This window comes from Elizabethkingia miricola, from assembly GCF_001675285.1.
In the GTDB taxonomy this organism is placed as follows: Bacteria; Bacteroidota; Bacteroidia; order Flavobacteriales; family Weeksellaceae; genus Elizabethkingia; species Elizabethkingia miricola.
This window is the reverse complement of record NZ_LSGQ01000003.1, coordinates 501,366-528,117: the sequence shown is the minus strand read 5'-3', so window position 1 is coordinate 528,117 and position 26,752 is coordinate 501,366. Positions and strand designations below refer to the sequence as shown.

Below are 26,752 nucleotides of genomic sequence, written 5' to 3'. Positions count from 1 at the left end.
AACCTGTAGAGTAAAGCTTTTATTTTGAGCCAAAAATCTGCCCCAGTATAATTCCGGTAGCCATCGCTACATTCAAACTTTCAGTATTTTGTTTGCTGCCAAAGCGCGGAATAGTAATCTTTTTATCAGCGAGTTCTTCTGTTACAGGGCGGATTCCGTTTCCTTCATTACCTAAAATAAGATTAAATGCTTCCGGAAAATCTGATTGGAAAACATTTTCGCCATCCATATCGGTAATATAATTGGGTGTACCCTTATCCTGCAAAAACTCTGAAAGATCAGTATATACAATATTCACACGGGTAAATGATCCCATAGAAGCTTGTATTACTTTTGGATTATAAAAATCTACTGTATCCTCGCTGCATACAATTTCTTCAATTCCGAACCAGTCTGCAAGGCGAATAATAGTTCCCATATTTCCGGGATCCTGAATACCATCTAAAATCAGGCGTATTTTCTTTTCCTTGTTAAGTTTTTGCTCTACAGGAATACATACTGCTACAGAATCTTTCGGATGCTGAAGGAAACTTATTTTTTTTAACTCAGGTTCAGTAATTTGGTGAACCTCTACATCTTTAAAAGCTAATTCATTGGGATTTACAGAATAAACGGTCTGAATTTTGAATGCTGAATTTGGTAATTCTCTGATGATTTTATTACCTTCAACTAAAAACAAATTGTATTTTTGTCTGAATTTCTTTTTATCTAGAGATTGTAAAGTTTTAATGGTATTATGGGTAAGCATTCTTCAAAATATTTTCAAAAATATTACTTATTTTCGGCACCTGCAATTGCATTTTTTTTGCTCAATGCATGTTCCACCCGAAAAGTACCTGAAGACTCCTATTTGCTAACCTCTAATAAATTTCAGTATAAAGACGGCAAATTGTTCGAAGACAAGGTTCCGGACTTTGTTAATCAGAAACCCAACAAAAAATTCCTGTATGTTGCCCCTATTGGTTTGTGGGCTTATAACATTGCTAATCCCAAACTGGATACTATACTGAACGAGTATATGACCTATCCTAGTCAGATGAGAACCCAAAAGCTGAGGGATTCTATTGCTTTAAAATACAATCGCCCTAATCTTGTTGGTAAAAATCTTTTCTGGGACAGGTTCCTGCATAATGTAGGACAACAGCCTGTTATATTAAATGAGGCTGCTACAGAAAAAAGTGCTGATAAAATCAGAAAATTCTTTGTCTACAAAGGCTACTGGGATGCAAAAGTAACAGGAACCAACAAAATAGATTCCACAGGAAAAAAAGCATCAGCACTTTACCAGATAGAACATAAAGATCCTACTCTGATTAAGGATTACTATTATAATATTCCGGAAGAGCCTATCCGTTTGCTTTATGAGCAAAATTATCCCAAGAGTTTTATAAAAACAGGTAAGGTTCTTGATCAGGAAAATCTGGAAAAAGAAGTCGCTCGTATTAACGATATTATGCGGAGTAATGGCTATTATAATTTTAATGGTTCTAACGAAGAAATATTCTTTACTGCAGATTCGCTGAAAAGCAGAAAGGATGTTCCTCTTACTCTTGAATTTAAAAGAGACAGTGCACAGGACGGGAAACAAAAAAATCCTTATGTAATCAGTAAATTCTCGGATGTTAATGTATATATCTCCGATGATCAGGTTAATAAAGGTAATCTGAAACCTGAAAACTACGAAACATTAAGAAAAATAAATTTCTACAATCCCGATAAAAAATATAAAAACAGAGCCTTGTGGACTGCTGTTGTTCTAAGGGAAGGAGATAAATATAACCAACGGGAAATAGACCTTACAAAGAGAAATCTTGTGGGTATGAATAACTTCAACATCAACAGATTCGAGATTGTACAGGAACAGGATAGTCTATTAAAGACCGACATTTATCTGACTCCGCTACCAAAATATGAGTTTAAAATTGCAACGGATGTCCACTACTCCCAGATTCTTAACTTAGGTTTCTCTCCGAGTGTAGAGCTTACTACACGTAATATATTTGGTGGAGCAGAAAACCTGAGTACCAGTTTTTCAGGGATTATCGGAACAACCAACAATGCGACAAACCCAAAAACATATTTTAACGCCTATGAGCTTTCTGCACAGGTTGCTCTGAATGTTCCAAGATTATTGGTTCCGTTCAAATATTATAAATTTATTCCAAAAAGATATACGCCTACTTCATCTATTGTTGTAGGATCCTCCATACAAAACAATATTGGGCTGGGCAGAATCAGCTTTAATATGGGGCTTAACTACAATGCTGCAGTTAATGATATTATTACGCATCGTTTAACACTCTTCAACACACAGTTTAACTTTACCCGTAATAAAGACAAATATTATGAGCTCTTCCCGAGAGATGAAGTCTATAGATCTTTAATGTTCGGAAAATACTTCGCACAGGATTTGGCACTTGCTGAGTTGTACTCTACCGGAAAAATATCGACAGATGACGTTAGCAAAATCATTATGAGTGATGTGAATTATCAGAACTCTATTGATGCCAAGAATGATCCGATTTTTATTAACTTCCAGCAATCATTGCTTAACAAAGAGCGGCAGACTCAGGATGTAGTGATCAATTCCATGATCTATAATTTCACTTATAACGAGATTGGTAACAAGGCTTATCCAAACCCGTCTTACCTTAGTTTCAAATTTGAAACAGCTGGTAATTTCTTAAGTCTTATAGATAAGAGTTTCAAAAGCTTTACTACTGGTATAGCAGGTGAAAATTCAGAGAAAGGATTATTTGGAGTACCTTATGCACAGTTCATGAAGTTTGATATAGATGCCCGAAAATATTTCAGTTTCTCTAACAGCAGAAGAACATTAGTTTTCAGACAATTCATCGGGGTTGGTATTCCTTATGGAAACTCTCATGTTATGCCTTATATGAGGTCTTATTTCAACGGAGGATCCAGTGATATCAGAGCCTGGCTTGCATTTGGAGGTTTAGGTCCGGCTGACATTCAGGTTGACCAGAGTGTACGTTCTTATATGCTGGATAATGTAAAATTAACCACCAATATCGAATATCGTTTTCCTATTTCCAAAATTGTAGAAGGAGCTCTGTTTACTGATGCAGGGAATATCTGGAGTCTTAAAGACACCGGAATTGGTGATGAATTTAAATTCACTAAGTTTTATAAACAACTAGGGGTAGGATCCGGTTTTGGTTTCAGATTTAACATTGCTTATGTAACTCTAAGATTGGATCTTGCTTATAAAATATACGATCCTAATATGCCGGAAGGAGATCGTTGGAATTTTAAAAGAATTAAACCACTGCAACCAACCTTTAACTTTGCATTTGGTTATCCGTTCTAGAAAAACTACCATAACTATATAACCATGATCAAATGTTTAAAACTCATCTTATTTTTATGCTTCATTACAACCTATAACAGCCAGACCACAAATAACAATTCTCCAAAGGAACTATTCATTCAAAGTATCCGGAATACTGGTGAACATAAAACTATTTCTCTAGGTAAGACTATTTACCAGGGGATATTTACCGGAAACGGTTTGTTGGGAACAATGACTTATCTGAAAGATGCTTCCTCATGCAAAATTACCATTGGAAGAACGGATATATATGACCACCGTAATGGTGAAGACAACCTGTTTGAAAGGCCTCGCCTTCCGTTAGGATACTTCGAAGTAAAGCTTTCGGACAATATTACAGATCCAGAAGGCAAAATCGATTTATACAATGCTGAGAGCTCTGCAGAACTAAAAACCAATTCTGGGAGTATCCGAATTAAAGCTATTACCTTCTCCGAAGAAGATTACATCTTACTCCAGATTGATGATCAGAATTATAAAAACAAATATGAAATTATCTGGGTTCCTGAAAAGTCTGAAAGCCCTAGAAGAAATTTCTCTCACGCAAAACAGCCCGAAAACTACTTACCCAATCCAACCGTAAGAATAACCAATCACAATAATATAATTACCAGTTATCAACCTATGCTAGCCGGTGGTGGCTATAGTGTGGCGTACACAGAAAAGAAATTGAATAATCTGAAGTATATATTAATTGCTACCGATTATCAGATCAATAATAATGAGGCTGAGGCAAATGCTAAAAAGAGATTAGCCGCCTTTGAATGGGGCAAACTTATTTCTAAAATAAAACATCATCAGAACTGGTGGCATCAGTATTATAACAAATCATCTTTCAACATTCCAGATCAGGAGCTGCAGGATTTCTACAATTATCAGCTTTATAAGCTGGCTTCAGCAACCAGAGCGGATAAACCGGCAATAGATTTGCAGGGTCCATGGACCGATAAAACACCATGGCCGGGATATTGGTACAACCTCAATATGCAGCTTACATACTCTCCTCTTTATACGGCTAATCATCTGGAGCTTGCAGAATCTTTGATTAAAGCAATCAATAACAATTACAACAATCTGATAAAAAATGCGCCTAATGAGTATCAATATAATTCCATAGCACTGGGCCGGAGTGCAGGGTCAGATATGTATGCTCCTGTTAAAGTTGTAAAAGGCAGTAATGCATCCATTACCAATTCCGAAGCCGAGACAGGAAATCTTACGTGGCTTTTATATTATTATTACCAACATTATGATGTAACCAGAGATGAAGTATTGGGTAATAAAGTTTTCAACTTGCTAAAGAAAAGTATTAATTATTATATCCATCTTCTCGGAAAAAACAAGGAAGGAAAATACCAACTGGAGGCTAAAACCTATTCACCTGAATATTCTAAAGGATATGCCTTCAATACAAATTACGATCTTTCTATACTTCGCTGGGGATTAAAAACTCTTATTGAAATGGATAATAAAAAAGGAAGAAAAGATAAGCTCTACCCTCAGTGGCAGGATATATTACAAAATCTTATTCCTTTCCCAACGAATGAAGGAGGTTATATGATCGCCCAGGATGTACCTTATTCCGAATCTCATCGTCATTATTCGCATCTGTTGATGATATATCCTTTTTATGAAATCAATTGGGATCAGACAGAAAATCATAATATCATTGGAAAATCCATTAATACATGGCAAAGCAAGCCAGAAGCTTTGCAGGGATATTCGTTGACAGGACATGCCTCTATGAAAGCGATGATGGGACAGGGAAATGAATCCCGGGATATTATGAAAACATTTATTCAAAAATTTGTAAAACCTAATACGTTATATGCAGAAAGCGGTCCTGTAATAGAAACACCTCTTGCAGGAATGCAGAGTATTCAGGAGCTCTATCTGCAACACTGGAACGGAGTTACCCGTATATTTCCTGCAGTACCGGAAGATTGGAAAGATATATCTTTTAAAAACCTTAGAGCCAGCGGTGCATTTCTAATTTCAGCTATAAGAAAAAATGGTAAAAATACCGAAGTAAGTATTTACAGTGAAAAAGGCGGCCAAATAAAAATAAAACCAAATTTTGAAGGGGCGTTTACAGCATCAGAATCTGGTAATCTCATCCAACAAAATAATTCTGTCTATGTTTATAAAATTCCGAAAGGAAAAACATTGACTTTAAAAGCAAACTAAAAAGAAAGGCTTTCCGTTGGGAAAGCCTTTCTTTTTTATTTTATACAATCTCAGAAGTCAAGCCTCTGGATAATAGTTTCTGATGCATAGGCTTTAGTAAATCCATCGCACCTGTCTTTACGGTACATTTACCTTTATAATGTACCAATAAAGTACATTGTTCTGCCTGTTCCGGTGTATGTTTACAAATCTCTATCAAGCATTCGATAACAAAGTCAAAAGTATTGACATCATCATTATGCAGAACAAGTTTATATACATCATCCGTCTGATCCAAAACCAGTACTTCTTCTTCGTACTCTCGTTTTGGGCTGTCATAATTCTGCGAATTAAGCTTCTCCCATTTCATCTGCAAGTCTTTCTTCAATTACGGGTTCCAAATATATCATTTCCACCAGCTCTACACCGCGATTCTGCATTTTAAGAATTTTAAAATGGTAGCCGTTGAGGTCAAATTCCTGATTCTCTTCAGGAATATCACTAAGCTCATGTAAAATAAAACCAGCCAGCGTATTATATTGTTCCGGGTTTTCAGGTAGATCTACGGGAAGGTGTTCATTTATTTCCTCCAGTGGCTGAGAAGCTTGTACCCAGTAAACATTCTCGCCTACTTTTTCTACAATTTTCTCTTCTTCATCTTCCTCATCCTGAATTTCTCCTACAAGTTCTTCAAGGATATCTTCAAGGGAAATAATACCTTCTGTACCTCCAAACTCATCGATAACGATAGCCAAATGCTGTTTCTTCGTTTGGAAAACCTTCATAAGGTCTGATATTTTCTTACTTCCTACAACAAATGTTGGTTCATGTAAAAGTGTTCTTATATCAAACTCATTCCATTCATCAAAATTCTTAATGTATTCACGGATAAATTCCTTGGTATAAAAAATACCGATAACATTATCTATAGATCCATCATATACAGGTATTCTGGAGTAACCACTTTCCAACATTTTCTCCACAATATCCTTTTTATCATCATTAATGTTGATAGAAAAAATATTCTGGCGTGGTACCATAATTTGTTTTGCACTATGATCTGTAAAGTCAAATGCATTCTTAATGATCTCGTAGTTCTCTTCTTCAATTTCCCCGCTATCAGCACTCTGTTTTACCAAAAGCTGTAATTCTTCTGTAGAGTGAATTTCATTTTCAGAAGCCGGATGAATTTTAATCAGTCTTAAAAATGCGTTGGAAATAGAATTCATTAACCAGATAAATGGCTTGAAAACATTATAGAATAAAATCATCGGGTAAGCCACAAAGAAAGTTGTGGATTCCGATTTACGTATTGCAATAGATTTAGGAACTAATTCACCAAATACAATGTGCATAATTGTAATGATCAGAAAACTACATACTACAGAAACAGTAGTAATGGTAGAGTCTGCAACAGCAAAACCAAAGCGGTGAAACAGATCTTCGAAAACATGATGTAATGCGCTTTCACCGACCCAACCTAAAGCAAGGCTGGCAAGGGTAATCCCTAACTGTGTAGCGGAAAGGTATGCATCTAGATGCTTAATAATGTATTCTGCTTTCTTAGCAAGTGCATTGCCTTCTGCAGCTTTTATTTGGATTTGTGAATATCTTACTTTTACGATTGAAAATTCGGCGGCTACGAAGAAGCCATTAAGTAATACTAGGAAAAGGGCAATAAGAAGTTTGACAAAACTATCGGGGTCCATTTAATTTGTTAATAATATAATCAAATGCAAAGATATGTATTATTTTTTAATACGCATTTTTAATTCCTGTACTTCCTGTGTTAACTTTTTATTATTATTGGAGTTCAAAGTAAATATATTCGCCTTCAGCAGATGTTCCGCGATATTTTTCATGAAAACCATTTTTTTTATAGAAACGGACTGCATCAGCATTCTCCAACAAACATTTTAGCCCCAATGGTTTCCCATATATTTCTGAAAGATAGGTAATCAATTGTAAGCCTATTCCTTTACTTTGATATAAAGGGTTAACAAATAAATAATGAATAAAATTATCCGGCTCCCAAAAGGATATAAAAGCTATCGTTTCTTCATCTGCAATGGCTTCGTAAACTACTTCACCAGTCAACGCATTTTTAAAGTCCGATATTTCAGAAAGAAAAGGCATTTCATTCCGTACTGTATTATAAATTCCTTGTATTGCGGAATAGTCTTTATCTTTCTTTTCAACAATTTGAATAAGCATATATAAAAATACAAAAAAGCGCTTACCCAAAGGATAAGCGCTTTTAATTATTTTGTTGAACTTTTCTAGCTGTTTTTCAAAGCTTCTGCTCCGGATACAATTTCCAAGATCTCGTTGGTAATTGCAGCCTGACGTGCTTTGTTGTAGAAGATAACCAGGTCATTCTTCAATGCCTGTGCATTATCTGTTGCTTTGTGCATTGCAGTCATCCTTGCACCATGCTCAGAAGCTACTGAATCAAGGATCGCTTTATAAACCTGAGTCTTGATAGATTTAGGAATTAAGGTTTCCAGAATTTCGGTACGGTTTGGTTCGAAGATATAATCGGTTTCGATTGCACTCTTCTCAGCTTCTTTCTTTTCAGGCATTGTAATAGGAAGAAGCTTTTCTGTCTGTACTTCCTGCGTTGCCGCATTAAGGAATTTGTTGTACACCAGGTATACTTCATCAAAAACTCCCTGACGGAAATCTCTCATGATATCCTCAGCTACATGTGCTACGCCTTCAAAAGTTAAAGAATCGTAAAGATCGCTGTGGTTATCATAGATTTTCTTAGAAGCTCTGAAAGCATCAAATGCTTTTTTACCAATAGTCAACACTTCAACCTCAAAAGCTGAATTTTGCTGATACTGAGCATTAACTTCTTTGATAACAGAAGAGTTGAAAGCTCCTGCAAGACCTCTGTTGGAAGTAACTGCAATGAACAGGATTCTTTTAACCTCTCTTGGTTGTGCATAAACCGAAAGCGTTTCCTGATCTAGTGTAGAACTAACGTTTTCTATTATTTCCTGAAGTTTTTCGGAGTAAGGGCGAAGCATCACAATAGCATCCTGTGCTTTCTTTAGTTTCGCTGCCGAAACCATTTTCATAGCACTGGTAATTTGCATTGTAGATGAAATGGATGAAATCCTTCCTCGTATTTCTTTTAAGTTTGCCATTCTCTTTTATATAGTTGTTGGTTATTGGTTTCTGGTTGCTAGTCTATTAACTGTCAACCAGAAACCATCAACTAAATTTTAGTTGTATTTTGCAGCGATATCGTCAGCAACCTGCTTCAGAACAGAAGTTAGGTTATTGTCGTATTTACCTGCTTTTAAAGCCGCTAAAGTATCAGCATGTTTAGCTTTTAAGAAATCTACGTAATCTCTTAAGAACTCTTTTACTTTGTTGATAGGTACTTTTCTCATTAAGTTTTCAGTACCAGCGTAGATCATAGCGATCTGCTCTTCAACAGGAAGTGGAGAGTTAACACCTTGCTTCAATACTTCCACGTTTCTTTCCCCTTTAGAGATTACTGCTAAAGTAGCAGCATCAAGGTCAGAACCGAATTTAGCAAACGCTTCTAGTTCTTTATATTGTGCCTGGTCTAATTTTAGTGTACCAGATACTTTTTTCATAGACTTGATCTGAGCGTTACCTCCTACACGAGATACAGAAATACCTACGTTGATAGCCGGACGTACACCAGAGTTGAATAAGTCAGTTTCCAAGAAGATCTGTCCGTCTGTAATAGAGATTACGTTAGTCGGGATATAAGCAGAAACGTCACCAGCCTGAGTCTCGATAATTGGAAGAGCAGTTAATGAACCACCACCTTTTACTAGAGGCTTTAAAGACTCTGGTAAGTCGTTCATTTGCTTAGCGATTTCATCGTCACCAATAACTTTCGCAGCTCTTTCTAATAATCTTGAGTGAAGGTAGAATACGTCACCTGGGTAAGCTTCACGGCCCGGTGGTCTTCTTAAAAGTAGAGAAAGCTCACGGTAAGCTACTGCTTGCTTAGAAAGGTCATCATAAATGATTAATGCAGGACGACCAGTGTCTCTGAAGTACTCACCAATTGAAGCTCCTGCCAATGGTGCATATACCTGCATTGGAACTGGATCCGAAGCGTTAGCTGTAACGATTACCGTATAAGCCATAGCTCCTTTATCTTCAAGAGTTTTTACAATTTGTGCTACAGTAGAAGCTTTTTGCCCTACAGCAACATATATACAATATACAGGCTGACCTGCGTCATAAAATTCTTTTTGGTTAAGAATAGTATCGATAGCCACAGTAGTTTTACCTGTCTGACGGTCACCAATAATAAGCTCTCTCTGTCCTCTACCTACAGGAATCATAGAGTCAATTGCAACGATACCTGTTTGTAAAGGCTCGGTTACAGGCTGACGGAAGATTACTCCCGGAGCTTTTCTTTCCAAAGGCATTTCGTATAGATCTCCGTTAACAGCACCTTTACCATCGATAGGGTTACCTAATGTATCTACTACACGACCTAATAAACCTTCACCAACTTTAATAGAAGCAATAGTATTGGTTCTTTTTACAGTATCACCTTCTTTTACTGCTTTAGATTGTCCAAGAAGAGCTACACCTACGTTGTCTTCTTCAAGGTTAAGTACCATCCCTTCAACACCGCTTTCAAATCTTACAAGCTCACCATATTGTACGTTTTCTAACCCGTAAACACGTGCGATACCGTCACCGATCTGAAGTACGGTTCCTACTTCCTGGACATCACTCTGAGTATCAAAGTTTGCCAATTGTTGTTTTAAGATTGCAGATACTTCTGCCGGATTTATTTCTGCCATTTTGGTCTGATTATCTTAGTTAAGTTCAAATTCTTTTCTAATGTTAGATAGCTTCGTTCTTACAGAAGCGTCTACTTGCTGGTCACCTACTCTTAGGACATAACCTCCCAGAATTTCTGGTTTGATACTTGTTTCAATATCAAAAGTTTTAGAGTGGTCTACCAATGAAGATCCTTTCAGGATGTCTTCGATATTTTGTTGTGTAAGTTGAGTGGCTGTAACTAAAGAAATTCTTTGTACACCATTCAGGTCTTCCACATTATTGATATATTCCTGTGCAATACCTTTAAGCTGGCTTTCTCTGCCTTGCTTGATAGTTAATGCAATAATATTTCTGCTGGTTTGAGAAAACTGTGCAAAAATCTGTTCAGTAACACTAATTTTCTTTTTAGCCTCGATAAAAGGGCTATCGAAAAATTTATTAAGCTCCGAAGAAGCATTTAAAACTTTTACAACATCCTTCATCTCAGCAAAAACAGAAGCTGTGTTTCCTGTTTCCTGAGTAAAGTCTAACAGACCTTTTGCGTATCTCTTTGCTACCTTGGATATACGCATATTAGTTTAAGTTAGATTTATTAAGAATATTTTCTACTAATTGGTTCTGAGCGTCATTGTTATCAAGCTTTTGCTTAAGGATAGACTCAGCGATATTTACAGAAAGTTCACCAATCTGAGATTTGATATCTGCCATAGCAGCATTTTTCTCAGCATTAATGGTTTGTCTTGCTTGCTCAATCATTTTATCACCTTCAGTTTTTGCAGCATCCTTAGCTTCACCAACGATTTTGTCTTTAATCTCTCTTGCTTCTTTAAGGATAGCGTCTCTTTCGATTTTAGCTTCACGAATAATTCTTTCGTTGTCTGCTTTTAGGTTTTCCATTTCAGCTTTCGCCAATTTAACCTGGTTAAGAGCATCTACGATATTCGTTTCTCTTGTATTGATTGCAGAAAGAATTGGCTTCCATGCAAACTTACCTAGTAAGATTACTAAAATTAAGAAAACTACTGTAGTCCAGAATATGTTACCGATTGAAGGAGTTAATAAATCCATTTATAATATTTTTATACTATTCAGTTTAATTTTTCAAAAGTAAAAGAAATTCTGCAAACCAACCGTTTACAGAATTTCTAGATTTTTCTTATCCGTTACCTAGCATTGCTACTACGATACCGAATAGACCAGCACCCTCGATAAGAGCTGCTGCGATAATCATTGCAGTTTGGATTTTTCCTGATTGCTCTGGCTGTCTTGCAATAGCGTCCATTGCGTGACCACCGATTTTACCAATACCTAATCCAACTCCTAGAACTGCTAATCCAGCTCCGATTGCTGCGATACTACCTGTCATAACTTTATAATTAAAATGGTTGTTTTTATAATTTATTTTCTTATTTCTAAAATCTTAGTGTGCGTGGTGCGGCTCTTCAACTGCCATACCGATAAACAATGCTGTTAACAATGTAAAGATGTAAGCCTGTAATGCTGCTACTAATACTTCCAGTACGTTGATGAACAATGTTAATGCTACTGATACCGGAGCTACAGCGTAAGACTGCATAATGAAGATTAATGATACTAAACTCAGGATTACGATGTGTCCTGCTGTCATGTTAGCAAAAAGACGAATCATTAATGCAATTGGCTTAGTAAACATACCTAGGATCTCTACAGGAACAAGGATTACATATACTAATAGCTTACCTGCCCATGGCATATTGTTTCCTAACGGGTCAAAGATGTGAGACCAGTAAGTTTTTCTACCGTTAACATTCACGATAATGAAAGTAAGAACAGCCATTACCATTGTGAAAGCGATATTCCCCGTTACGTTAGCTGATCCCGGAAGTAATCCTAAGATATTCATCAACCAGATGAAAAGGAAAAGCGTTACTAAATAAGGAACAAATCTCTTATATTTAACAGAACCAATGTTTTGTAAAGCGATTTCATCACGTACAAAAATAATAAGTGGCTCAATAAATCTAGCAATTCCTGAAGGAACCTGAGATTTTTTATAGCTTCCTCTTGTTGCAAATGCAATCAATATAAGGATAACTGCCGCTAATAACATCTGCGCAACAACTTTTGTGATTGAAAAATCCAGAGGTTGTTCATTTGTAGGGTGCTCTTCGTGCATGTTAAGCATACCCGCAGCATCTGTTTTATAAATTTTATTGTGGTAAAGCTTATAATAGTTACCATCTACTTCAGCTACTTCATCTTCATGATGACCGAATTTTGAAGAAGAGAAGACTTTCAGTCCGTTATCTAACAAAATTATCGGAAGCGAAAGGCTTACTGATTTTTCACCTTCTCCCCAGAAATGCCAAGAGTGGGAATCCGAGATATGGTGCATAATATCTGGCACAGGGTTATACTTCTCAGGCTTTTGCTGACCCTCTGTGGAAGAGGCAAATACAAGTCCTGCGACTAAAAACGTAAGCAAATAAAGGATCTTCTTTACATTCATACCAGAATTCTAAATTTTTTGCAAAAATAAGGATTTAAATGACATATCAAAGCGTGTCAGTTTTATTTATTTTATGATTTTTATCCTGTATTCTGATTAAAGCAACAACTAAAGCTGTTTCCACAAGCAGGTAATACCAGTAAAAACCAAAATACAACATCAGGTTTTGCTTCATCTCCGGAAACTTGTATGCTAAAAATATAACTCCACCCATTTTCACAATAAGAAAAGCTACATACACATAAGCAATAAGTTCTTTTTTAATAAGGCTAACACCTATAATACTAGCCAAACTAAGAAAATGAAGAAAGAAAAACAGGAAATGCAGTTTATAAGATACACCTACGCCTTGTTGTATTAATAAAAAATTAACACCAAAAGCAGCTGCACTAAAAACTAAAAACAAAACAAATAACAATAAGCTTTGCGAAACCTTATTTTTCATAGCCGCAAAGATGCTATTTTATTTTTTAACTTCCTATTCTGATAAAAAAGACAGGAGAAAATCATATTTCCTCTTTTCAATTACAAAAATTCAAAAAGAGATACCAGAGTCTTTTCAGAACCTGTTAGGTTTAGAACAAAAAAAAGACTGCTTCTTTTGAAGCAGTCTTTTTCTTTATTTATTGATAAATATGATTTTAATCTCTTCGTCCGCCCGAAAGCATAGAAGCAAAGTACAGCAACTGAGCCAGAGACCCCAAAGCCGCAACAACATAAGTTCTTGCTGCCCATTTTAAAGAATCCTGAGCAGCATCCTGCTCATCTACAGTTACAGTTCCGCTCCTTTCAAGCCATTTCAAAGCCCTGTTACTCGCGTCATACTCTACCGGCAATGTAACGAATGCAAATACCGTTGTTACAGCAAATAGTATAACACCCAGTGCTAACAATGTTTTATTTCCACTGGAAGCCATTACAATAATCCCTGCAAATAAAACAAACTGTAATAATCTGGAGCTAATATTCACTACAGGAACCAGCTTGGAGCGTAGCCTTAACATGGAGTAACCCTCTGCATGTTGTATTGCATGCCCGCATTCATGAGCTGCTACAGCTGCCGCTGCTGCATTCCTCTGCATGTATACCGCTTCTGATAAATTTACTGTTTTATTAGTGGGATCATAGTGATCCGTCAGCTGTCCGGGAACTGAAGTTACAACAACATCCCGAATCCCATTCTCCGCCAGCATTTTTTCAGCAATTTCTTTGCCCGACATATGATTGCGCAATCTCAGTTTTGAATAATAATCAAACTTTGATCTGAGCCTGTTTTGCACAATTACGCTGGCTATAAATATGATTAATAATATAAAATAATAACTAAGCATTTGTGTAATTTCTGTCTAAATCTTACTTCCTATGAAGGAAAAAACCATGCCAAAAACAAGGTGAAAAAATGCAATTCTTTATATTTGCAGAAAATTAAAATAAACATGTCGGAAATCTCCCTTAAAAAAGTCATTAATGATAAAATGCTTACAGATTTTATTCAATTTCCGATGACACTATACAAAAACAACCCTAATTATGTTCCTGCATTAATAAATGACGAGAAACAAATATGGGATCCAAAAGAAAACCCGGCACTCGCTTACAGCGAAGCCGAGTTATATCTTGCTTATAAAAACAATCAGGTTGTCGGCAGAATAGCCGTAATGATTAACCACAAAGAAGGCCAGGAACTGGACATCCACAAAGTACGCTTTGGATGGATAGATTTTATTGATGACATTAATGTCTCGAAGGCTCTTATAGAAAAAGCGACAGAATATGCCAGACAGCACAACATAAACAAAATAGAAGGCCCTATGGGCTTCACCAATCTGGACAAAGCAGGAATGCTGACAATGGGGTTCGACAAACTGGCCACTATGATCGGCATCTATAACTTCGATTATTACCCACAGCACCTGGAGCAGCTAGGACTGGTAAAAGAGAAAGAATGGGTAGAATTTGAACTAGCCTTCCCTGAAGTATTGAGCGAAAAGGTGATTAAGTTCAACGATATTATCAAAGAAAAATACCAGCTAAAAGTCCTGAAATTCAACAATAAAAAAGAGATACTTCCTTTAGTAGAACCCATGTTCCAACTTCTGGACGAAACCTACAAAGGACTGTCTACCTACACTCCTATTACCCAGCAACAGATTCAAACATATAAGGAGAAATATTTTGGCTTCATAGATAAAGATTTCATCGTCTGCATTACAGATGCTAATGACAAATTGATTTCTTTTGCCATCACCATGCCTTCATATTCCAAAGCCTTACAAAAAGCCAACGGAAAGCTTTTCCCATTTGGATGGTGGCATTTCTTACAGGCAGGTAAGAAAAATGATCGTGCCAATTTCTACCTGATAGGTATACACCCGGAATATCAACGCCGCGGAGTAACCGCTATTATCTTCAAAGAAATTTATGAAATTTTCAAGAAGAAAGGCGTAAAGTTTCTGGAAACAAATCCCGAACTTGAGGAGAACAAAAACATACAGCTTCTATGGCAGGATTACAGCCCTGTAAATCACAAAAGAAGAAGAACCTACAGCAAAGAATTTTAATCTATTAATTTCACAAAACAAAAGACATGAAAAAGCAACTCATCATATACGCTATACTTATTGTTATTTTCTTTGCTTACAATCAGTTTTTCCGTGTAAAAGACGATCAGCTCAATGATTTAATCAACATTATTTTCTCCAGTTTTTTATTCCTATACATCGCATACATTGCCTTTGTGATTTTGAAGCGATTAAAAGGTAAAAAGTAATTTATTTTTAATCATTCTAAATTACCTTTTCCACTGGCTTTCAGCGAGAAACATTGCCTTTGTAATTTCAATTTTCCCTATAATTTTAGTATTATTGCAAGTTAGTAATTAAGATATTATGAACTTGCCAGAAAATTATATCCCAATATTAATACAAGCTGCTGTAGCACTTGGGTTTGTGATAGTTACCATTATCGCATCCAGCTTATTGGGACCTAAAGTAAAAGGAGAAGTAAAAGATCAAGCTTTTGAAAGTGGTTATACGTCTGTAGGTGATGCAAGAACGCCTTTTTCTGTAAAATATTTTCTTACTGCAATCCTTTTCGTACTATTCGATATCGAAATAGTATTCTTCTATCCTTATGCCGTTAATTTCAGAGAGTTTGGTGTGGAAGGCTTCATGGCCATTGTAACGTTTGTAGCGATCTTCTTCATTGCATTTTTCTATGTATTGAAAAGAGGCGCATTGGACTGGGATAAATAATTAAATTTTTAATCAGAAGATTAAAACAAAAAAGAGATGTCAAAAGAAGTTAAAATATTAGAAACTCCTCCTCCAGGTCATGCCGGAGAAGGTTTTTTTGCAACGAAACTAGACAGCCTTATTGGTATGGCCAGAGCAAATTCTCTTTGGCCGCTTCCGTTTGCTACATCTTGTTGCGGAATCGAGTTTATGGCGATGATGAATCCTACTTATGACCTTGCCCGTTTTGGTGGTGAGCGTATGGTATTCTCTCCTCGTCAGGCTGACATATTATTAGTATGCGGAACCATTTCAAAAAAATTGGCTCCAATTTTAAAAACAGTTTACAGCCAGATGGCAGAGCCTCGTTGGGTAGTAGCTGTAGGTGCTTGTGCTTCCAGTGGTGGAATATTCGATACTTATTCTGTTCTTCAGGGAATCGACAAAGTAATACCTGTAGACGTTTACGTTCCTGGATGTCCTCCAAGACCTGAACAGATCTTGGAAGGTTTTATGCAGGTTCAGGCAATTGCTAAAAGCGAAAGCCTTAGAAGACGTGATCTTCCGGAGTACAAAGAACTATTAGAATCTTATAACATTAAATAAGCCCATGGAACTAACAAATGAATTAGTACTTGAAGCCATTTCAAGAGAGTTTCCTGAAGCTGTTCTAAACTCATCAGAACCTTACGGGCTTCTGACAATCGAGCTAAAGAAAGAAGAGACTAAAAAGGTTATCCACTATCTTAAAGAATCTTCATACGAATTTATATTCCTTACCGATATCTGTGGAGTTCATTACCCGGATAATCCGGAAAAAGAATTAGGAGTAGTTTACCACTTACACAGTTTGGTAAATAACTTCAGATTGAGACTGAAAACTTTCATGCCAAGAGAAAGTGCTGCTATAGAAACTATCAGTGATCTTTATTCCGGAGCCAACTGGATGGAAAGAGAAACTTTTGATTTCTATGGAATAGACTTTAAAGGACATCCGGATATGCGTCCTATTCTAAACATGGAAGATCTGGGTTATCACCCTATGCTGAAAGAATATCGCCTTGAAGACGGAACACGTACAGACAAGAACGATTCAATGTTCGGAAGATAATTTATAAATGATTAATGATGATTGATTGCTGATCCAAAAATCAATTATCGATTATCGCCCATCAATTATAGCGAAATGAAAGATAACAATTTATCAAATATACTTAGCCAATACGAGTCGAAAGAGCAAATCGACCAACAGCTTTATACGCTAAACCTGGGACCAACCCACCCGGCAACACACGGTATTTTCCAAAATGTACTGACTATGGATGGAGAAAGAATTCTTCATTCAGAGCAGACTGTTGGCTATATCCACAGAGCTTTTGAAAAAATTGCTGAAAGAAGACCTTATGGCCAGATCACAACTTTAACAGACAGATTAAATTACTGCTCTGCTCCGATCAACAACTTCGGATGGCATATGACAGTTGAGAAATTAATCGGCTGTGAAGTTCCTAAGCGTGTAGACTATATGCGTATTATCATGATGGAACTTTCCAGAATTGCAGACCACATGGTATGTAATGGTGTTATTGGTGTAGATACCGGTGCTTTAACAGGATTTACTTATTTGTTCCAGGTACGTGAACAAATTTATGATATATACGAGCAGATCTGCGGTGCCAGAATGACAACTAACATGGGAAGAATTGGAGGTTTCGAAAGAGACTTCAGTCCAAAATTCCATGAACTGCTAAGAGATTTCCTTAAAACTTTCCCTAAGAAATTTGGTGAATACCAAAGCCTGATGGAAAGAAACAGAATTTTCATGGACCGTACTATTGGTACAGGAGCAATTAGTGCAGAAAGAGCATTAAGCTACAGCTTCACAGGACCAAACTTACGTGCTGCCGGTGTTGACTATGATGTAAGAGTGGCACAACCATACTCTTCATATGACGACTTCGACTTCATCGTACCAATTGGTACTGCCGGAGACACATACGACAGATTCATGGTTCGTCAGACTGAAATTATGGAAAGTTATAAGCTTATTAAAAACGCTTATGAAAATCTTCCTCAGGGATCTTACCACGCAGATGTACCAGATTTCTATTTACCAGAAAAGGCAGATGTGTACACCAAGATGGAAGCTCTTATCTATCACTTCAAAATTGTTATGGGTGAGCAGGATATTCCTGTAGGAGAAGTATACCACAGTGTAGAGGGTGGAAACGGAGAACTTGGTTTCTATATGATTAGCGACGGAGGCCGTACACCTTACAGATTACACTTTAGAAGACCATGTTTCATTTATTACCAGGCATATCCTGAAATGATACGTGGCTCTTTAATTTCTGACGCAGTTGTAACATTAAGTAGCCTTAATGTAATTGCAGGAGAATTGGATGCATAGACGAATTATAAATTTTGAATTATAAATTATAAATTGATTTTTAGACTACTGGATTCATTTCAGAATTTAAAATCTAAAATCTAAAATTTCAAAAATGAGCGAAACAATTGCTTTTAAACCTGAAGTTATAGAACAGGTAAATAAAATTATCGCAAGATATCCGGAGGGCAGACAAAAATCAGCTCTTATTCCTTTGCTGCATGTTGCACAAAAAGAGTTTGGCGGCTGGCTGGATGTACCGGTAATGGATTACGTTGCAGAGCTGCTTAACATAAGACCAATCGAGGTTTATGAAGTAGCTACTTTCTATACGATGTTCAACATGAAACCTGTTGGTAAATTTGTACTGGAAGTATGCAGAACAGGTCCTTGTATGTTGAAAGGAAGTGATGATATATTAGATCATATCCGTACAACACTGAACATAAAGGACGGAGAAACAACCGAAGATGGTCTGTTTACCTTAAAGCCGGCAGAATGTCTGGGGGCTTGTGGTTATGCGCCAATGATGCAGTTAGGGAAATTTTATCATGAAAATTTAACAAAAGAAAAGGTAGACGAAATTCTTGAACTTTGCCGTCAGGGAGCTGTTGCCTTAGATTAAAAATAATAAAATGAGTAAAAAACTTTTACTTAAAGACGCTCATATAGAAGGTATCCGCTACTTCGACACCTACAGAAAGCAAGGTGGTTACGATGCAGTAGAAAAAGCCTTAAAAATGACACCGGACGAAATTCTGGAGGAAGTAAAAGCTTCCGGACTTAGAGGTCGTGGTGGAGCAGGTTTCCCTACAGGGATGAAGTGGAGCTTCCTGGCTAAGCCAGATGGTGTTCCCAGACACTTAGTTGTAAATGCTGATGAATCTGAACCGGGAACTTTCAAAGACCGTTATTTAATGGAATTCCTCCCTCACCTACTTATCGAGGGGATGATTATTTCATCTTTCTGTTTAGGTTCCAATGCTTCTTATATCTATATCCGTGGAGAATATTCATGGATTCCTGATATTCTTGAAGAGGCAATTGAAGAGGCTAAAAAAGAAGGATTCTTAGGTAAAAATATTTTAGGAACAGGTTACGATTTAGAAATCTACGTACAAAGAGGTGCAGGTGCTTATATCTGTGGAGAAGAGACTGCTCTTCTTGAATCTCTTGAAGGTAAGCGTGGAAATCCTCGTTTGAAACCACCATTCCCGGCTGTAAAAGGTCTATGGGAAAGACCAACTGTGGTGAACAATGTGGAATCTATCGCAGCAATCGTTCCAATTATCAATATCAGCGGAGCAGAATATTCTAAAATTGGTGTTGGCCGTTCTACAGGTACAAAACTAATTTCTGCATGTGGTAATATCAACAAACCTGGTGTTTACGAAATTGATATGACTATTACAGTAGAAGAATTTATTTACTCTGATGAATACTGTGGTGGTATTCCAAATGGAAAAAGACTTAAGGCTTGTATTCCTGGAGGATCATCAGTTCCAATTGTTCCGGCAAATCTTTTATTGAAAACCATCAACGGTGAACCTCGTTATATGAATTACGAGAGTTTAGCTGACGGAGGTTTTGCAACAGGAACAATGATGGGGTCTGGTGGTTTTATCGTATTGGATGAAGATCAGTGCGTTGTAAAACATACCCTTACATTAGCAAGATTCTATAATCACGAAAGTTGTGGACAATGTACACCTTGCCGTGAAGGAACTGGCTGGATGTACAGAATATTAAAGAAAATTGACAGCGGAAAAGGAACAATGGAAGACATTGATCTGCTTTGGGATATCCAACGTAAGATTGAAGGGAACACTATTTGTCCGTTAGGAGATGCAGCAGCTTGGCCTGTTGCAGCAGCTATTCGCCACTTCAGAGATGAATTCGAATGGCATGTGAAGAATCCTGAACTTTGTTTAACCCAAAACTACGGGCTGGCACATTATGCTGATCCGTTACCAGCTCCAGCTGTTACAAATTAATAAATTGCTAGAAAGATAATGAAGAAGTTTTTTGCGCTTGCAGTACTATTTTTAGGAACAAGTTTGGGTTTTGCCCAAAGTCTTGACAGCAATACTGGTATTGTAGAAAAGCCTACTCCCCTAACGAAGAAAGGACAAATGTTTGTCTTCTTTGGATGGAACAGAGCTGCTTTTAGTAATTCCGATATCCGTTTTTCAGGAAATGGTTATAACTTCCAGCTGAGCAATGTATCAGCACAGGATAGACCAACTAAATTCGGAATCGTTTATTTTAACCCGGGATGGTTTACTGTAGTACAGTATAATTTCAGAGCAGGTTATTTTATTAAAGACAATTTAGCGATTGTTTTAGGAATTGATCACATGAAGTATGTGATGGACCAAAACCAGACTGTAAATTTCTCCGGACACATTTCCGATCCGAAATATGCAGGAATGGTACAAAACGGACAAGTAAATTTACAGGACGAACAATTCCTGACTTTCGAACATACAGATGGTCTTAACTATGAAAACTTGGGTATTGAGAAATACCAAAAGATCAGTACCAGCAAAAACTGGGATATTGTATGGTCTTACGGAGTTGGAGCAGGTTTCATGTTCCCGAAAAGTAATGTGAAGCTATTCGGAAATGAGAGAAGTGACCGTTTCCATGTGGCAGGTATAGGTACAGATGCCAGAGCGAGTATCAACCTTGTTTTTGCTAAGCACTGGATGCTTCGTTTAGAAGGAAAAGCCGGTTATATCAACATGTGGGATATTAAGACAACATTAAATAATAAGCCAGACAAGGCTCAACAGGATTTTGTTTTCGGACAGGTTCTTGCCGGAATTGGTTATACATTTAATACAAAGAAGAATAAATAACAAAGCCTATTGCTTCATGCATATAGCTTAAAGCATATAATATGAGCGAAGAAATAAAAAAATTCAAAATAACCATCGACGGACAAACAACTGAGGTTGCTCCGGGCACTACTATTTTGGAAGCAGCCAGACAAATCGGAGGAAAGTCTGTCCCGCCAGCAATGTGCTATTACAGCAAACTGGAAAAGAGTGGTGGACGTTGCAGAACTTGTCTTGTAGAGGTATCTAAAGGTTCTGAAGCAGATCCAAGACCGATGCCTAAGCTGGTAGCAAGCTGCCGTACAACTGTAATGGATGGTATGGAAGTTAAGAATCTTGAATCTCCTAAAACACAGGAAGCAAGACATGCTGTAACCGAATTTTTATTGGTAAATCACCCATTAGACTGCCCTATCTGTGATCAGGCAGGAGAATGTCATTTACAGGATTTAAGTTACGAAAATGGTCTTCAGGAAACTCGTACTGAGTTCGAAAGAAGAACGTTTGATGCCGACGATATCGGCCCATATATAAAGCTGAATATGAACCGTTGCATCCTTTGTGCACGTTGTGTTCTGTTAGCAGATCAGTTAACTCCGGAAAGAGAACACGGAATCCTGTTCAGAGGAGACCATGCTGAGATCTCTACTTACCTGAACAAAGCTTTGGACAATGATTTTATCGGAAACGTTATCGATGTATGTCCTGTAGGAGCATTAACAGACAGAACATTCCGTTTTGCAAGCCGTGTATGGTACACCAAACCGGTAAATGCAACTTGTAAGTGTGAGAAATGTAGCGGAAAAGCTGTTCTTTGGATGAAAGGAGACGAAATTCTTCGTGTTACAGCAAGAAAAGATATCTACGGAGAAGTAGAAGAATTTATCTGTAACGACTGTCGTTTCGAAAGAAAAGATACGAAGGACTGGACTATAGAAGGACCTAGACATATCGACCGTCATTCTGTAATTTCAACAAACAAGTACGGAACACTGCAAAATTCATATAAGCGCATTGATTCTGAGACCGTAATAGAAATAGATAGCAAACACGAAAAATAGACCATGACAAATATTCTTTTTACAACAATACTTATCGTTATTCTGTTTGTGTTATGCATCGCAGTTGCTGCTTACTCAACATGGGCAGAGCGTAAAGTTGCTGCTATTATGCAGGACAGAATCGGGCCTAACCGTGCAGGACCATTTGGTCTTTTGCAGCCATTGGCAGATGGTGGTAAGCTTTTCTTCAAGGAAGAGTTTATGCCTAAAAATGCCGAGAAATTTTTATTCATCCTGGCACCAGGTCTTCTGATGTTTATATCCCTGATTACAGGAGCTGTTATCCCTTGGGGGAAATCATTAAACATTGGTGGTGAATCTTTACCTGTACAGGTAGCAAATATCGATGTTGGAGTTCTTTTCCTTATCGGTATGGCTTCTACCAGTGTTTATGCAATTATGATTGGTGGATGGGCTTCCAATAACAAGTTTTCATTGATCTCTGCAGTAAGAGCATCTTCACAGATGATTTCTTACGAATTGGCAATGGGTCTTTCACTTCTTTCTATTGTATTAATGAACGGATCTCTGGATCTTCGTGTTATTACAGAAAACCAAGCCGGATGGGGTGGTATGAAGTGGAATATCGTTCTTCAGCCTGTAGCATTCATTATTTTCTTTGTTTGCTCTCTTGCAGAATGTAACCGTGCACCTTTTGACTTAGCAGAATGTGAATCTGAACTTGTAAACGGATTCCACACGGAGTACTCTTCTATGAAATTTGGATTATTCCTTTTTGCGGAATATGTTAATATGTTTATTTCTTCAGCACTTATCACTACCCTTTTCTTTGGTGGTTACAACTATCCGGGAATTCAGTGGGTTGGTGAAAACTGGGGAGAAAATGCTGCCGGAATTATCAGTATCGTAGCCTTCTTAGCAAAAGCTTTCTTATTCGTATTCATTTTTATGTGGATAAGATGGACTTTACCAAGATTCCGTTACGACCAGTTAATGCACTTAGGATGGAAATCTTTCATCCCGTTAGCGCTAATTAACTTATTGGTAACTGGTGCAATATTATTGTTTGTATAAAACAATTTTGGATTTTGAATTATTAAATTTTGAATTAGTGGTGAAGGAGACAAATTGGAAGAAAGAAGGCTAAGCTCTGAACTCTGAAAACTAACCTCCGACATCTGATAATTACAATAAGATGAAACTAACGAACAGATCAAAAGTAGTCTCCAATAAAGAGATGACTTTAGCCGAAAGAAGTTATCTGCCTGCCATTTTCAAAGGTATGGGGATTACGCTGAAGCACGCTTTCCAGAAAAATAATACTTTCAGCTATCCTGAGGAAAGAAGGATTTTTGCAAAAGTATGGCGTGGTCAGCATGTCCTGAAAAGAGACGATGAAGGTAGAGAACGTTGTACGGCCTGCGGTCTTTGTGCTGTAGCTTGCCCTGCAGAAGCCATTACAATGACTGCTGCAGAAAGAACAAAAGAGGAAAAGCATCTATACCGCGAGGAAAAATATGCTTCAGTATACGAAATCAATATGCTGAGATGTATTTTCTGTGGGTTGTGTGAAGATGCATGTCCAAAATCAGCAATTTATTTAACAGACAGATTGGTAGATGTAGAAACTAACAGAGGTTCTTTTGTATATGGAAAGGACAAACTGGTAGAAGATATGAACAACCGTATCGATATCTCTGATCGTCAAAAGAAATCTTATAACCAACCGGAATAATGGAGCAGTATATTTTTTATTTTGTAGCACTGTTAGCGTTAGCCAGCGCTGTTTATATGGTTTTTGCAAGAAATCCGTTATATAGCATCTTATCTCTTGTTATTACATTCTTCTCTATTGCAGGAATGTACATTTTGCTGAATGCTCAGTTTTTAGGAATCGTACAGATCATTGTATATGCAGGTGCTATCATGGTGCTTTTCTTATACATTCTGATGATGCTGAATCTGAACGCAAAAGACGAATCCAGCAAGAAAAACTATATGAAATTCATCGGGATTATTTCCGCAGGAATATTATTAACAGGATTATTAGGAGCCTACAGAGGCATCCAGGGAACTGCTAAAGTAGCTGTTTCCGACAATGGTGTAGGTCTTACCAAAAACCTAGGGAAATTATTGTTTAACGAGTATGTATTGCCATTTGAGCTTGCGAGTGTATTAATTCTTACCGCAATTATCAGTGCAGTATTAATCGGTAAAAAAGATATATAAAATGGGAGAAGTAACTAATTCGATGTTACAGGCTGTTCCGATAGAACATTATATTATTCTATGCAGTCTGTTGTTCAGTTTAGGTGTTTTAGGAGTATTAATCCGTAAAAATGCGATTATTATTCTTGGATGTGTTGAGCTAATGCTGAACTCTGTAAACCTACTGTTAGCTGCTTTTTCAGCATACAAAGGAGATGGGCATGCTCAGGTACTGGTATTCTTCATCATGGTGGTTGCTGCAGCCGAAGTTGCTGTAGGATTGGCAATCTTAACAATGATGTACAGAAACACCCGTTCTGTGGATGTAAGTGTATTTAACAAATTAAAAGGATAATTGCTGATGGATAATTTGATTATAGCTATACTTATTTTACCGTTAATAGGATTTCTGATTAACGGCTTATTCGGAAAGCATTTGCCTAAAGTAGTAGTGGGTGGACTAGCAACTCTTGTTGTTTTTGTTTCGTTCGTTCTTGCTGCTTCAATTTTCTCCGATTACACTGCGGACTCTTCTGTTACTATTGTACGTTTGTTCAAGTGGTTTCAGATTGACGGAGTTCCAATTAATTTTTCATTACAAATAGACCAGTTGTCACTGATGATGGTATTAATCATCACCGGAATTGGTTCTTTAATACACCTGTACTCTATCGGCTATATGAGCCATGATGCAGGTTTCTACAAATTCTTTACTTACCTTAACCTGTTTATCTTCTCCATGCTTTTATTAGTAATGGGAAGTAACTACCTAATCCTTTTCATAGGATGGGAAGGTGTTGGAGTTTGTTCTTACTTACTAATCGGTTTCTGGTATGATAACGTAGAATATGGAAAAGCTGCAAGAAAGGCTTTCATTATGAACCGTATTGGTGACCTTGGTTTACTAATCGGTATCTTCGCTATCGCTTACCAGCTTAACGCAATCGATTATCTGACAGTTGCTCAGAATGCTTCTAAGTTTGAATACAATGGTGGTATTATTCTTTTTATCACTGTATCTCTGTTCATTGGGGCAATGGGTAAATCTGCACAGATTCCTTTATTCACATGGTTACCGGATGCAATGGCAGGTCCAACACCGGTATCTGCACTAATCCATGCTGCAACGATGGTTACAGCTGGTATCTACTTGGTTGTACGCTCTAACTTCTTATATACGTTAGCGCCTAGTACAATGGAGTTCATTATGTACATCGGTTTAGCAACTTCTTTAGTTGCATCGTTCATTGCGCTAAGACAGAACGACATCAAAAAAGTATTGGCATACTCTACTGTATCTCAGTTAGGTTTTATGTTCATCGCTTTAGGTGCCGGATCTTATACAACAGCAATGTTCCACTTGATGACACACGCTTTCTTCAAAGCTTTATTATTCTTAGGATCAGGTTCTGTAATCCATGCCATGAGCGGAGAGCAGGATATGAGACATATGGGTGGACTGAGAAAGAAAATTCCGGTAACCTACTGGACATTCCTTATCGGCACCCTTGCTATTACAGGTTTCCCTTTCTTATCGGGTATGATTTCTAAAGATGAAATCCTTGTAACTGCATTTGCTAAAAACCCAGTAGTATGGTTCTTTACTTTTGTAAGTGCTGCCATGACTGCGATCTATATGTTCCGTCTTTTATACCTTACTTTCTTTGGAGAGTTCAGAGGATCAAAAGAACAAGAACATCATTTACATGAAAGTCCGCTGAATATGACTTTACCGCTAATTGTACTGGCTATTCTTTCAGTTGTTGGTGGTTTCTTCAACCTTCCGCACTTTGTTTCCCATGACCATTCTCAGAAACTGGCACACTGGCTGAACAAAGTAATCATCTCTCCGATCGAATTACCGGAAGTAAGCGTAGCTACAGAATGGATTTTATTAGCCATTACTGTTGCCATGTTCTTTATTGTATGGTTTATTGTAAGAAATATTTATGTAAACAAAAAGAAAATGGCATTACCAGACAGCAAATATGTTGGATGGGAAAGACTTTCTGCTCAGAAGTTAAAAATTGATGAGATTTATAATGCAATGATTGTAAAGCCTATTGAAGGAATGGGTAAAGCAGCATCAATGTTTGATAAAGCTGTACTCGATCGTATTGTAAACTTTGTTGCAAACGGAGCTGAAGATTCTGGAAAATCTTTCAAGCGCCTTCAGAATGGAAATGTAGAAACTTATGTGCTGATTATGTCATTGGCAGTAGGGATTATATTAATTGTTAACTTTTTATTGAATTCATAA

Annotated in this window: 29 protein-coding genes; 17 read left to right on the top strand and 12 right to left on the bottom strand. The window is 37.2% G+C overall.

The genetic code is table 11. The annotated features are described in order from the left end of the window. Positions 1 to 19: 19 nt before the first annotated feature. Entirely contained in the window at positions 20 to 748 is a 729-nt protein-coding gene (locus tag ATE49_RS05340) for a TrmH family RNA methyltransferase (protein ID WP_065081316.1), read from the bottom strand. On the opposite strand from ATE49_RS05340, the gene tamL reads away from it, so the two are divergent. Beyond that, a complete protein-coding gene (gene tamL, locus ATE49_RS05335; protein WP_065081315.1) occupies positions 737 to 3,334 on the top strand; it encodes a translocation and assembly module lipoprotein TamL in 2,598 nt (865 codons plus the stop codon). The genes ATE49_RS05340 and tamL overlap by 12 nt on opposite strands. Positions 3,335 to 3,358: 24 nt before the next feature. After that, positions 3,359 to 5,542 carry a glycosyl hydrolase family 95 catalytic domain-containing protein gene (locus ATE49_RS05330; RefSeq protein ID WP_065081314.1) on the top strand — a complete coding sequence of 728 codons (2,184 nt, stop codon included), beginning with the start codon at positions 3,359 to 3,361 and terminating at the stop codon, positions 5,540 to 5,542. 40 nt (positions 5,543 to 5,582) lie between these two features. Here ATE49_RS05330 and ATE49_RS05325 read toward each other — a convergent pair whose 3' ends face one another. The 11 genes from ATE49_RS05325 to ATE49_RS05275 all read right to left on the bottom strand — a co-directional run bounded on the left by ATE49_RS05325 (position 5,583) and on the right by ATE49_RS05275 (position 14,131). Further along, a complete protein-coding gene (locus tag ATE49_RS05325) occupies positions 5,583 to 5,891 on the bottom strand; it encodes an ATP-dependent Clp protease adaptor ClpS (RefSeq protein WP_034868812.1) in 309 nt (102 codons plus the stop codon). Further along, a complete protein-coding gene (locus ATE49_RS05320; RefSeq protein WP_065081313.1) occupies positions 5,872 to 7,230 on the bottom strand; it encodes a hemolysin family protein in 1,359 nt (452 codons plus the stop codon). Before ATE49_RS05320 ends, ATE49_RS05325 begins: the two co-directional genes overlap by 20 nt. Before the next feature lie 94 nt (positions 7,231 to 7,324). Further along, entirely contained in the window at positions 7,325 to 7,735 is a 411-nt protein-coding gene (locus ATE49_RS05315; RefSeq protein ID WP_034868809.1) for a GNAT family N-acetyltransferase, read from the bottom strand. 65 nt (positions 7,736 to 7,800) lie between these two features. Continuing rightward, positions 7,801 to 8,673 (bottom strand): ATP synthase F1 subunit gamma, encoded by an 873-nt coding sequence (gene atpG, locus ATE49_RS05310; protein WP_059343729.1) that lies wholly within the window; start codon positions 8,671 to 8,673, stop codon positions 7,801 to 7,803. 78 nt (positions 8,674 to 8,751) lie between these two features. After that, the gene (gene atpA / locus ATE49_RS05305; RefSeq protein WP_059154201.1) at positions 8,752 to 10,329 is read right to left on the bottom strand and encodes a F0F1 ATP synthase subunit alpha; all 1,578 of its coding nucleotides are present in this window, start codon (positions 10,327 to 10,329) and stop codon (positions 8,752 to 8,754) included. A gap of 15 nt (positions 10,330 to 10,344) precedes the next feature. Next, positions 10,345 to 10,884 (bottom strand): ATP synthase F1 subunit delta, encoded by a 540-nt coding sequence (atpH, locus tag ATE49_RS05300; RefSeq protein WP_059154202.1) that lies wholly within the window; start codon positions 10,882 to 10,884, stop codon positions 10,345 to 10,347. A 1-nt stretch (position 10,885) separates the two neighbouring features. Further along, entirely contained in the window at positions 10,886 to 11,380 is a 495-nt protein-coding gene (locus ATE49_RS05295; RefSeq protein WP_059154203.1) for a F0F1 ATP synthase subunit B, read from the bottom strand. A gap of 88 nt (positions 11,381 to 11,468) precedes the next feature. Further along, on the bottom strand, positions 11,469 to 11,678 hold the full coding sequence (gene atpE / locus ATE49_RS05290; RefSeq protein ID WP_009087709.1) for an ATP synthase F0 subunit C: 210 nt from the start codon (positions 11,676 to 11,678) through the stop codon (positions 11,469 to 11,471). Between the two features lie 54 nt (positions 11,679 to 11,732). Next, complete coding sequence (atpB, locus tag ATE49_RS05285; RefSeq protein ID WP_065081312.1) at positions 11,733 to 12,800, bottom strand: F0F1 ATP synthase subunit A; 1,068 nt, start codon at positions 12,798 to 12,800, stop codon at positions 11,733 to 11,735. Between the two features lie 46 nt (positions 12,801 to 12,846). Continuing rightward, complete coding sequence (locus tag ATE49_RS05280; RefSeq protein WP_065081311.1) at positions 12,847 to 13,245, bottom strand: hypothetical protein; 399 nt, start codon at positions 13,243 to 13,245, stop codon at positions 12,847 to 12,849. Between the two features lie 196 nt (positions 13,246 to 13,441). Beyond that, entirely contained in the window at positions 13,442 to 14,131 is a 690-nt protein-coding gene (locus ATE49_RS05275; RefSeq protein ID WP_065081310.1) for a zinc metallopeptidase, read from the bottom strand. A 105-nt stretch (positions 14,132 to 14,236) separates the two neighbouring features. Here ATE49_RS05275 and ATE49_RS05270 point away from each other — a divergent pair, with 105 nt between their 5' ends. The 15 genes from ATE49_RS05270 to nuoL all read left to right on the top strand — a co-directional run bounded on the left by ATE49_RS05270 (position 14,237) and on the right by nuoL (position 26,752). After that, positions 14,237 to 15,361: a GNAT family N-acetyltransferase gene (locus tag ATE49_RS05270; protein WP_065081309.1), complete on the top strand. Its 1,125-nt coding sequence runs from the start codon at positions 14,237 to 14,239 to the stop codon at positions 15,359 to 15,361. A gap of 26 nt (positions 15,362 to 15,387) precedes the next feature. Beyond that, positions 15,388 to 15,570, top strand: a complete 183-nt coding sequence (locus ATE49_RS19980) for a hypothetical protein (RefSeq protein ID WP_009087720.1) — start codon at positions 15,388 to 15,390, stop codon at positions 15,568 to 15,570. Positions 15,571 to 15,688: 118 nt separating this feature from the next. Next, positions 15,689 to 16,054, top strand: a complete 366-nt coding sequence (locus ATE49_RS05265) for an NADH-quinone oxidoreductase subunit A (protein WP_009087723.1) — start codon at positions 15,689 to 15,691, stop codon at positions 16,052 to 16,054. Between the two features lie 36 nt (positions 16,055 to 16,090). Then, positions 16,091 to 16,639 (top strand): NADH-quinone oxidoreductase subunit B, encoded by a 549-nt coding sequence (locus ATE49_RS05260; RefSeq protein WP_009087725.1) that lies wholly within the window; start codon positions 16,091 to 16,093, stop codon positions 16,637 to 16,639. Between the two features lie 4 nt (positions 16,640 to 16,643). Beyond that, positions 16,644 to 17,144, top strand: coding sequence for an NADH-quinone oxidoreductase subunit C (locus ATE49_RS05255; RefSeq protein WP_059154208.1), 501 nt, complete (start codon positions 16,644 to 16,646; stop codon positions 17,142 to 17,144). Between the two features lie 75 nt (positions 17,145 to 17,219). Then, positions 17,220 to 18,443 (top strand): NADH-quinone oxidoreductase subunit D, encoded by a 1,224-nt coding sequence (locus ATE49_RS05250; protein ID WP_059154209.1) that lies wholly within the window; start codon positions 17,220 to 17,222, stop codon positions 18,441 to 18,443. 94 nt (positions 18,444 to 18,537) lie between these two features. After that, positions 18,538 to 19,047: an NADH-quinone oxidoreductase subunit NuoE family protein gene (locus ATE49_RS05245; RefSeq protein ID WP_034868788.1), complete on the top strand. Its 510-nt coding sequence runs from the start codon at positions 18,538 to 18,540 to the stop codon at positions 19,045 to 19,047. Positions 19,048 to 19,057: 10 nt separating this feature from the next. Further along, positions 19,058 to 20,416: an NADH-quinone oxidoreductase subunit NuoF gene (gene nuoF / locus ATE49_RS05240; RefSeq protein WP_034868786.1), complete on the top strand. Its 1,359-nt coding sequence runs from the start codon at positions 19,058 to 19,060 to the stop codon at positions 20,414 to 20,416. Positions 20,417 to 20,434: 18 nt separating this feature from the next. Further along, complete coding sequence (locus ATE49_RS05235) at positions 20,435 to 21,283, top strand: hypothetical protein (protein WP_065081308.1); 849 nt, start codon at positions 20,435 to 20,437, stop codon at positions 21,281 to 21,283. A gap of 41 nt (positions 21,284 to 21,324) precedes the next feature. Continuing rightward, complete coding sequence (locus ATE49_RS05230; protein ID WP_021348915.1) at positions 21,325 to 22,323, top strand: 2Fe-2S iron-sulfur cluster-binding protein; 999 nt, start codon at positions 21,325 to 21,327, stop codon at positions 22,321 to 22,323. Between the two features lie 3 nt (positions 22,324 to 22,326). Next, positions 22,327 to 23,358, top strand: coding sequence for an NADH-quinone oxidoreductase subunit NuoH (gene nuoH, locus ATE49_RS05225; protein WP_034868783.1), 1,032 nt, complete (start codon positions 22,327 to 22,329; stop codon positions 23,356 to 23,358). Between the two features lie 121 nt (positions 23,359 to 23,479). After that, positions 23,480 to 24,019 carry a NuoI/complex I 23 kDa subunit family protein gene (locus ATE49_RS05220; protein ID WP_034868781.1) on the top strand — a complete coding sequence of 180 codons (540 nt, stop codon included), beginning with the start codon at positions 23,480 to 23,482 and terminating at the stop codon, positions 24,017 to 24,019. Further along, a complete protein-coding gene (locus tag ATE49_RS05215) occupies positions 24,019 to 24,513 on the top strand; it encodes an NADH-quinone oxidoreductase subunit J family protein (protein WP_034868780.1) in 495 nt (164 codons plus the stop codon). Before ATE49_RS05220 ends, ATE49_RS05215 begins: the two co-directional genes overlap by 1 nt. A gap of 1 nt (position 24,514) precedes the next feature. Then, positions 24,515 to 24,847: an NADH-quinone oxidoreductase subunit NuoK gene (nuoK, locus tag ATE49_RS05210; protein WP_009087746.1), complete on the top strand. Its 333-nt coding sequence runs from the start codon at positions 24,515 to 24,517 to the stop codon at positions 24,845 to 24,847. A 6-nt stretch (positions 24,848 to 24,853) separates the two neighbouring features. Continuing rightward, entirely contained in the window at positions 24,854 to 26,752 is a 1,899-nt protein-coding gene (nuoL, locus tag ATE49_RS05205; protein WP_065081429.1) for an NADH-quinone oxidoreductase subunit L, read from the top strand.

Excerpts from the sequence above, each read along its gene's own strand:
- nuoH (WP_034868783.1), top strand. The coding sequence starts at position 22,327 with ATGACAAATATTCTTTTTACAACAATACTTATCGTTATTCTGTTTGTG.
- ATE49_RS05330 (WP_065081314.1), top strand. The coding sequence starts at position 3,359 with ATGATCAAATGTTTAAAACTCATCTTATTTTTATGCTTCATTACAACC.
- ATE49_RS05270 (WP_065081309.1), top strand. The coding sequence starts at position 14,237 with ATGTCGGAAATCTCCCTTAAAAAAGTCATTAATGATAAAATGCTTACA.
- ATE49_RS05280 (WP_065081311.1), bottom strand. The coding sequence starts at position 13,245 with ATGAAAAATAAGGTTTCGCAAAGCTTATTGTTATTTGTTTTGTTTTTA.
- ATE49_RS05315 (WP_034868809.1), bottom strand. The coding sequence starts at position 7,735 with ATGCTTATTCAAATTGTTGAAAAGAAAGATAAAGACTATTCCGCAATA.
- atpE (WP_009087709.1), bottom strand. The coding sequence starts at position 11,678 with ATGACAGGTAGTATCGCAGCAATCGGAGCTGGATTAGCAGTTCTAGGA.
- ATE49_RS05255 (WP_059154208.1), top strand. The coding sequence starts at position 16,644 with ATGGAACTAACAAATGAATTAGTACTTGAAGCCATTTCAAGAGAGTTT.
- atpA (WP_059154201.1), bottom strand. The coding sequence starts at position 10,329 with ATGGCAGAAATAAATCCGGCAGAAGTATCTGCAATCTTAAAACAACAA.
- nuoK (WP_009087746.1), top strand. The coding sequence starts at position 24,515 with ATGGGAGAAGTAACTAATTCGATGTTACAGGCTGTTCCGATAGAACAT.
- atpH (WP_059154202.1), bottom strand. The coding sequence starts at position 10,884 with ATGCGTATATCCAAGGTAGCAAAGAGATACGCAAAAGGTCTGTTAGAC.
- ATE49_RS05245 (WP_034868788.1), top strand. The coding sequence starts at position 18,538 with ATGAGCGAAACAATTGCTTTTAAACCTGAAGTTATAGAACAGGTAAAT.
- tamL (WP_065081315.1), top strand. The coding sequence starts at position 737 with ATGGGTAAGCATTCTTCAAAATATTTTCAAAAATATTACTTATTTTCG.
- ATE49_RS05340 (WP_065081316.1), bottom strand. The coding sequence starts at position 748 with ATGCTTACCCATAATACCATTAAAACTTTACAATCTCTAGATAAAAAG.
- nuoL (WP_065081429.1), top strand. The coding sequence starts at position 24,854 with ATGGATAATTTGATTATAGCTATACTTATTTTACCGTTAATAGGATTT.
- ATE49_RS05325 (WP_034868812.1), bottom strand. The coding sequence starts at position 5,891 with ATGAAATGGGAGAAGCTTAATTCGCAGAATTATGACAGCCCAAAACGA.
- ATE49_RS05235 (WP_065081308.1), top strand. The coding sequence starts at position 20,435 with ATGAAGAAGTTTTTTGCGCTTGCAGTACTATTTTTAGGAACAAGTTTG.
- ATE49_RS05215 (WP_034868780.1), top strand. The coding sequence starts at position 24,019 with ATGGAGCAGTATATTTTTTATTTTGTAGCACTGTTAGCGTTAGCCAGC.
- ATE49_RS19980 (WP_009087720.1), top strand. The coding sequence starts at position 15,388 with ATGAAAAAGCAACTCATCATATACGCTATACTTATTGTTATTTTCTTT.
- ATE49_RS05265 (WP_009087723.1), top strand. The coding sequence starts at position 15,689 with ATGAACTTGCCAGAAAATTATATCCCAATATTAATACAAGCTGCTGTA.
- ATE49_RS05230 (WP_021348915.1), top strand. The coding sequence starts at position 21,325 with ATGAGCGAAGAAATAAAAAAATTCAAAATAACCATCGACGGACAAACA.
- atpG (WP_059343729.1), bottom strand. The coding sequence starts at position 8,673 with ATGGCAAACTTAAAAGAAATACGAGGAAGGATTTCATCCATTTCATCT.
- ATE49_RS05250 (WP_059154209.1), top strand. The coding sequence starts at position 17,220 with ATGAAAGATAACAATTTATCAAATATACTTAGCCAATACGAGTCGAAA.
- ATE49_RS05275 (WP_065081310.1), bottom strand. The coding sequence starts at position 14,131 with ATGCTTAGTTATTATTTTATATTATTAATCATATTTATAGCCAGCGTA.
- ATE49_RS05260 (WP_009087725.1), top strand. The coding sequence starts at position 16,091 with ATGTCAAAAGAAGTTAAAATATTAGAAACTCCTCCTCCAGGTCATGCC.
- ATE49_RS05295 (WP_059154203.1), bottom strand. The coding sequence starts at position 11,380 with ATGGATTTATTAACTCCTTCAATCGGTAACATATTCTGGACTACAGTA.
- nuoF (WP_034868786.1), top strand. The coding sequence starts at position 19,058 with ATGAGTAAAAAACTTTTACTTAAAGACGCTCATATAGAAGGTATCCGC.
- ATE49_RS05320 (WP_065081313.1), bottom strand. The coding sequence starts at position 7,230 with ATGGACCCCGATAGTTTTGTCAAACTTCTTATTGCCCTTTTCCTAGTA.
- atpB (WP_065081312.1), bottom strand. The coding sequence starts at position 12,800 with ATGAATGTAAAGAAGATCCTTTATTTGCTTACGTTTTTAGTCGCAGGA.
- ATE49_RS05220 (WP_034868781.1), top strand. The coding sequence starts at position 23,480 with ATGAAACTAACGAACAGATCAAAAGTAGTCTCCAATAAAGAGATGACT.